This is a genomic window from Candidatus Frankia alpina (assembly GCF_902806485.1).
Classification (GTDB): domain Bacteria; phylum Actinomycetota; class Actinomycetes; order Frankiales; family Frankiaceae; genus Frankia; species Frankia alpina.
Genome location: NZ_CADCWT010000300.1, coordinates 1 through 5,043 on the forward strand (window position 1 = coordinate 1; position 5,043 = coordinate 5,043).

3 protein-coding genes are annotated in these 5,043 nt (G+C 62.7%); 1 reads left to right on the forward strand and 2 read right to left on the reverse strand.

What is annotated here, in order from left to right:
- Positions 1-258 precede the first annotated feature (258 nt).
- Positions 259-1,743, forward strand: a complete 1,485-nt coding sequence (locus G6R25_RS21305) for a type IV secretory system conjugative DNA transfer family protein (RefSeq protein WP_163554332.1) — start codon at positions 259-261, stop codon at positions 1,741-1,743.
- Positions 1,744-1,804: 61 nt separating this feature from the next.
- On the opposite strand, the gene G6R25_RS21310 is transcribed toward G6R25_RS21305, so the two are convergent.
- The gene (locus G6R25_RS21310) at positions 1,805-3,559 is read right to left on the reverse strand and encodes a sensor domain-containing protein (RefSeq protein WP_235826226.1); all 1,755 of its coding nucleotides are present in this window, start codon (positions 3,557-3,559) and stop codon (positions 1,805-1,807) included.
- A gap of 534 nt (positions 3,560-4,093) precedes the next feature.
- A complete protein-coding gene (locus G6R25_RS21315; protein ID WP_136448594.1) occupies positions 4,094-4,288 on the reverse strand; it encodes a hypothetical protein in 195 nt (64 codons plus the stop codon).
- Positions 4,289-5,043: the final 755 nt, after the last annotated feature.

A 5,043-nucleotide genomic window follows, 5' to 3' on the forward strand; every position in this document is an offset into this window, starting at 1 on the left:
CTAGCTCTGGCGGAGGGCTACGGGCAGCTCGCACACCCGCTTCTCACCGACTCCCTCACTGCTACCACCGTGGCCGGTGGGGCCGTCTACGTGGGTAACAGGGTCCACCGGAGGTAGACATACCGCCAGCACCGCCGTCGGCTCGTCCAACCGCTCATGAGATCGCTGTCAGGGCCGCTACAGCTCCCGATCGGCGCGTCGGCGGACACGTGGCTGGTTGTCCCACGCAACCCAGCGAAGCAGGGGGCGATCACCCGGGTGAACCTGCCCGATCACTGGGCAGGCGAGGAGTACCAGCAGCTCGCCATCGCCCGCCTCGTCGACCGGTGGATCAAAGTACCCATGGAGGCTTCCCGCATCCACCTGACCTCAGCGCCGCGGTTCATGGAGTTCACCCCCACCCCCCAGCCCCCCGACGCGGCGACCTGGAGGCCATCCGACAACCCGTACGTCATGCACGTCGGCGACGGCCCCGGGAAGACGCCGATCTACGCCCGAACCGAGACCGACGTCCCCCACCTCGCCGTGGTCGGAGGCTCCGGAAGCGGAAAAACCACCACACTAACCGTCCCACTCGTCCACAACCGCACACACGGAGCGCTCGTCGACATCATCGACCTGAAAAGCATGAGCTTCACCGAAATCGGCGACGATCATCCAAACGGAATCGCCGGAGACCCCACCCTGCCATCGCGGACCGTATCCGGGGTACGGATCCACACGCGCATTGAAGACGCGATTCGTGCCCTCGCCGAGTTCGTCGCCTCCGCCACCGCCATCGCACTCATGCAACAGGAAGGGATATCAACGAAACATCTCCCCGCCAGGGTTCTAATCATCGACGAGTTCGGGTCGTTCGCCGGCGGCGCAAAACAATGGTGGACCGGCCCCGGCGGGCAGAAAAAGCAGTCACCGGTTCCGTTCTGGTTGCACGTCACTCTCATGCAAGGCCGTGCACTGGAGCATCGCATCGTACTTGGTGCCCATCAGATGTCGCTCACCCTGTTCGGCGGCTCCGACGCCCGCGACCTGTTCTCCGGCCGCATCCTCACTGGAACCTGTTCCGCACAGAAGTGGATCACGACCTACGGGCATGTCAAGAAGCCTGCATGGGATGCTGACGTCAAAGGGCGTGGCACCTACGGTCCGCTCGGCGAGCGCCCGGAGCTAGTCCAAATCGCCTACATTCCACAGGAAAAGGCCAATACACGGCTCCGGGAGCTACCGGAAGCGCCCGCGTGGTTCGACGCAGGACACTGCGCACCATGGATCACCGAAGAACGCATCCTCGAAGTCGAAAGCTCCTACGGGGCCGGACACTGGGTACCCGGATGGGGCCACCTGTTCGACGACGATGCCGACACCGACAGTGACGCCGAACAGGCCGCCGACACTCCTATGATGCTCACAGAGAGTGATCAGATTGCAGGCGTAACGGACCATGTCACAGTTACACTTATCAAGCCAGCATGGCACCCGTCCAGCACTAATGACCGCGACAGCCAGGACTCTGTCACAATCCCACCCGCAGCGGCGAACACGGACAGTAACGCCATGGCAGGGCGGATCACCCTTCCGGAAGCATGCCGAACAGGCGTGATCCAACTCCGTCCAGACGCGGCCCGCGCCGCACGCATGCGCGACCCCGAATTCCCAAAGGGCCAGAGAGAAGGACGAGACCAGACCTACACCACCGAAGAACTCCAAAACTGGCACCAGAACCGCACAGCAGTCAGCAAATAAACCGTTAGCAGTCAAAACACCACTCCAGGTCTCCACAGCCCGGGGGTGGTGTTTTGTGCGCTCACAGTCCCCGCCGCGGCATAGGGTCGGGACCGGGCCGATCGTCTCCACTCAGACCCTCTCGGTGCACGTCGTCGGCATAGATGGTCTGTCTCGCGAGCCGGGAGTGCATAGTCTTGTTGTAGGCCATACGCCGTCCGGGTCCGGTCTGTTTCGCGACATACATGGCGATATCGGCCGCGTTTAGTAGATCTTCACTCTTACGCAGGTCTGGGCCCGACAGGGCGAGACCGACGCTGCCGGTCAGCACGATGGAATGCTTTCGCAATCGGCTTGGTGACTTCAGGGTCGCGAGTACCCGATCGGCGATGACCTCAAGATCCACGATGCTGCCCACGTCCTCGGATAGAACGGCGAACTCGTCGCCGGCGAGCCGTCCTACCAGATCGCCGGGCCGGACCGCACGCCTCAGTCGGGGCGCGATGGTCTGCAGCAGCTCATCACCTACCTGGTGGCCGAAAGTATCGTTGACTGCCTTAAACCCATCCAGGTCGATAAAGAGCACTCCGACGCGCCTGTCGTCGTGGTGGGCGCGACGCAGCGCGCGTTCGAGGTGGTCGAGTAGCGCAGTGCGGTTAGGCAGACCAGTAAGTCCATCATGAAGGGCCTGGTAGCGGACCTCGTTTTCCATCCGGAACCGAATGGCCGCCGGGCCGAGTACGGCGGCGACGGAGTCGACGAGCTGGACATCCTGCTCGGTAAATGGCTTCGTTCCCACCGGCCGTCTGATCTCAATCAACGCAAGCGGTTTATCCGGCCGTCCGACGGGGACCACTAACCTCCCGGTGCCCGCAGTAACCCCAGCGCCGCCCGTATCCTCCACCGGGCCAACCCGAGTCGCCGCGGAGGGAGCGCGCCGATCCTCGCGGACAAGTAGGCCGACGCAGTCGCCGACCTCGTCCAACTCGTAAACCTGGACGAGGTCGGCGCCGAGATGGTCAATCAGTGCCATCACGGCCCGCTCCCACAGCACGTTCGGGTCCTGGGCCTCCAACGCCCGTTGGCCGAGGTCGGCGACGAGTGCCTGTTCTTCGGACCGGAGCTGCAGCTCGGCCATTGCCTGCTGTCGCTCGGTGACATCGGTGGCCACGGCGGCAATGAAACCTACCTTGCCATCGGCACCCGATATGGGCACAAAATGCATGTCGAGATACCGCCCAAACATCTCGAAGATCTCATAGACGCGCTCCCCTTTCAGAGCCCTTTCCAAGATTGAGATACCCCGGGGATGGTCAGCGAACGACTGAAAAATCGAAGTCTCGCGCGCTTCCGATAGCCTCACTGCAGATTCAGGGTTCACAGTTCCTTCACTTATCAGAACCCGTCCGTTTCGGTCCACCAAGAACATCGACACCGAGGTGTTCTCGACCACAAGTCGCAGCCAGTTTGGCGCCGCAATCTCCTCGGACATATCCTGTAGGTAGGATAGGAAATATTGCTCGCCGTCCGAATCGGCGAGCAGTGCAGTGGTGCACATGGAGTGTACGACCGTCCCATCCGGTCGCCGCAGGCGCACCGCCATCCGCCCTCTAGACTGCCCCGTCGTGAATCGAATCCGGGCCTGGGCGGCCCAGCGTTCGCGGTCCTCGGGGACGGTAACGTCCTCCCAGGTCAGTCCGACAACCTCGGCCTCCGAGCGACCAAGGATAGCGCACGCTGCCCCATTCGCACATCTGATGCGATGATCCCGAATGGCCGTCTCGGCGACAGCGATATCCAGCACCTCGAACAGGTCTGAACTCTCCCCCCTCGTCACAACCACTCACCCACTCAGTCCACGACTGGTCCAGTGACCTTCTACCCCGAACGCGGCCGTTAGTACTCCAGCTTGACCGCGCGTCCGGGGCCACCTGCACACGACCCGTGCGCGAAGTGGACGAGGGCCAATCCGGGGCTGCCCGAGTAGGCGTACGAAGCGGACGAGGGGCCGCATATGTTACATACCGCGACTACGTTCCGGCAGGCTCGAAGCGACCAGAACGGGGCGCCAGGGCCATTTCCCAGGCGCATCCTTGCAGGTCAGGGTAGTTTCCCATGTTTCCCAGTGATCATTTTAGGTAGTGGTGCGCGAGGATGTGTCGGACACCGCCGGCGATCGACGGAAAGTCACCAGAAATCGGCCCGTCCGCCGACAAGATCACCGGCCCCAGGGGCCAGCCGGACACCGGAAAACCGCCACGCGCCACACAGGCCGGCCAAACCCCCGCCACCGCCCCCCCTTCTCGCAAGCCGACTCCACCACAGGCCGTCCACGGCACGCACAGGCCACGCCACGAGGTACCCCCGGCTGTCACACCATGCGCAGACCGCCCCAGCAGACAAAGATCAAAAACTGGTCGAAAGCTCCTACGGAGCAGGCCGCTGGGTACCCGGATGGGGCCACCTGTTCGACGACGATGCCGACGCTGACAGTGACGTCGAACGGGTCGACGACACTCTCGCGATGCTCACGGAGAGTGATCAGATTGCGGGCGTAACGAACCATGCCACAGTCACACTCACCAAGCCAACAGGGCACCCGTCCAGCACCGATGACCGTGACACCCCGGAAAGCGTAACGAAGAACGTCGCGGTTCCACCCACGGTGGCGAACACGAGGGTAGCGCCACTGCGGAGCTGATCACCCTCCCGGAGACATGCCGAACAGGCGTGATCCCACTGAAGCCAGACGCCGCCCGCGCCGCGCGCATGCGCGACCCCGAATTCCCGAATGGCCAAGGAGAAGGGCGAGACCAGACCTACACACCCGAAGAGCTCCAAAACTGGCACCAAAACCGCACAGCAGCCAACCGGTAAGCCGCCAGTAACCGAACCCCCACAGGCAGGCCCCACGGCCCACCGGTAGGGGTTCGCGCATCCACCACGCGGCGACACGGAGCCAGGATCGGGGAGTAGGATCTTTTATACTAAGGAGGCATTTATTATGGCATCCGAAACCGGAAGCCTGGATTCGAAAACCGATCGATTTTCGGCTGGATGGATACACGTCAGCCGCCGCCACCGCTACCGCCACCAGCGACGGCAGCGCCGCCTTTCCATATTTGCAGCTATTGTCGCAGTTTCTATCACAACAGCTTCGGTGACTGTCGTGGGCGATTCGCCAGCGCTCGCCGCCCTACCCATAGGGGATGGGATCGGAGAGACAAGCCCCCTCCCCCCCTCCGGCGGTTCCGACTATTTTGTATTTATTACAACCCATGGATCTCCACTATGGGTTGCAGCCGCAAGAATATATGACGA

Bases quoted from the DNA above. Each gene is read 5' to 3' on its own strand.
- G6R25_RS21315 (WP_136448594.1), bottom strand. From the start codon at position 4,288: ATGGTTCGTTACGCCCGCAATCTGATCACTCTCCGTGAGCATCGCGAG.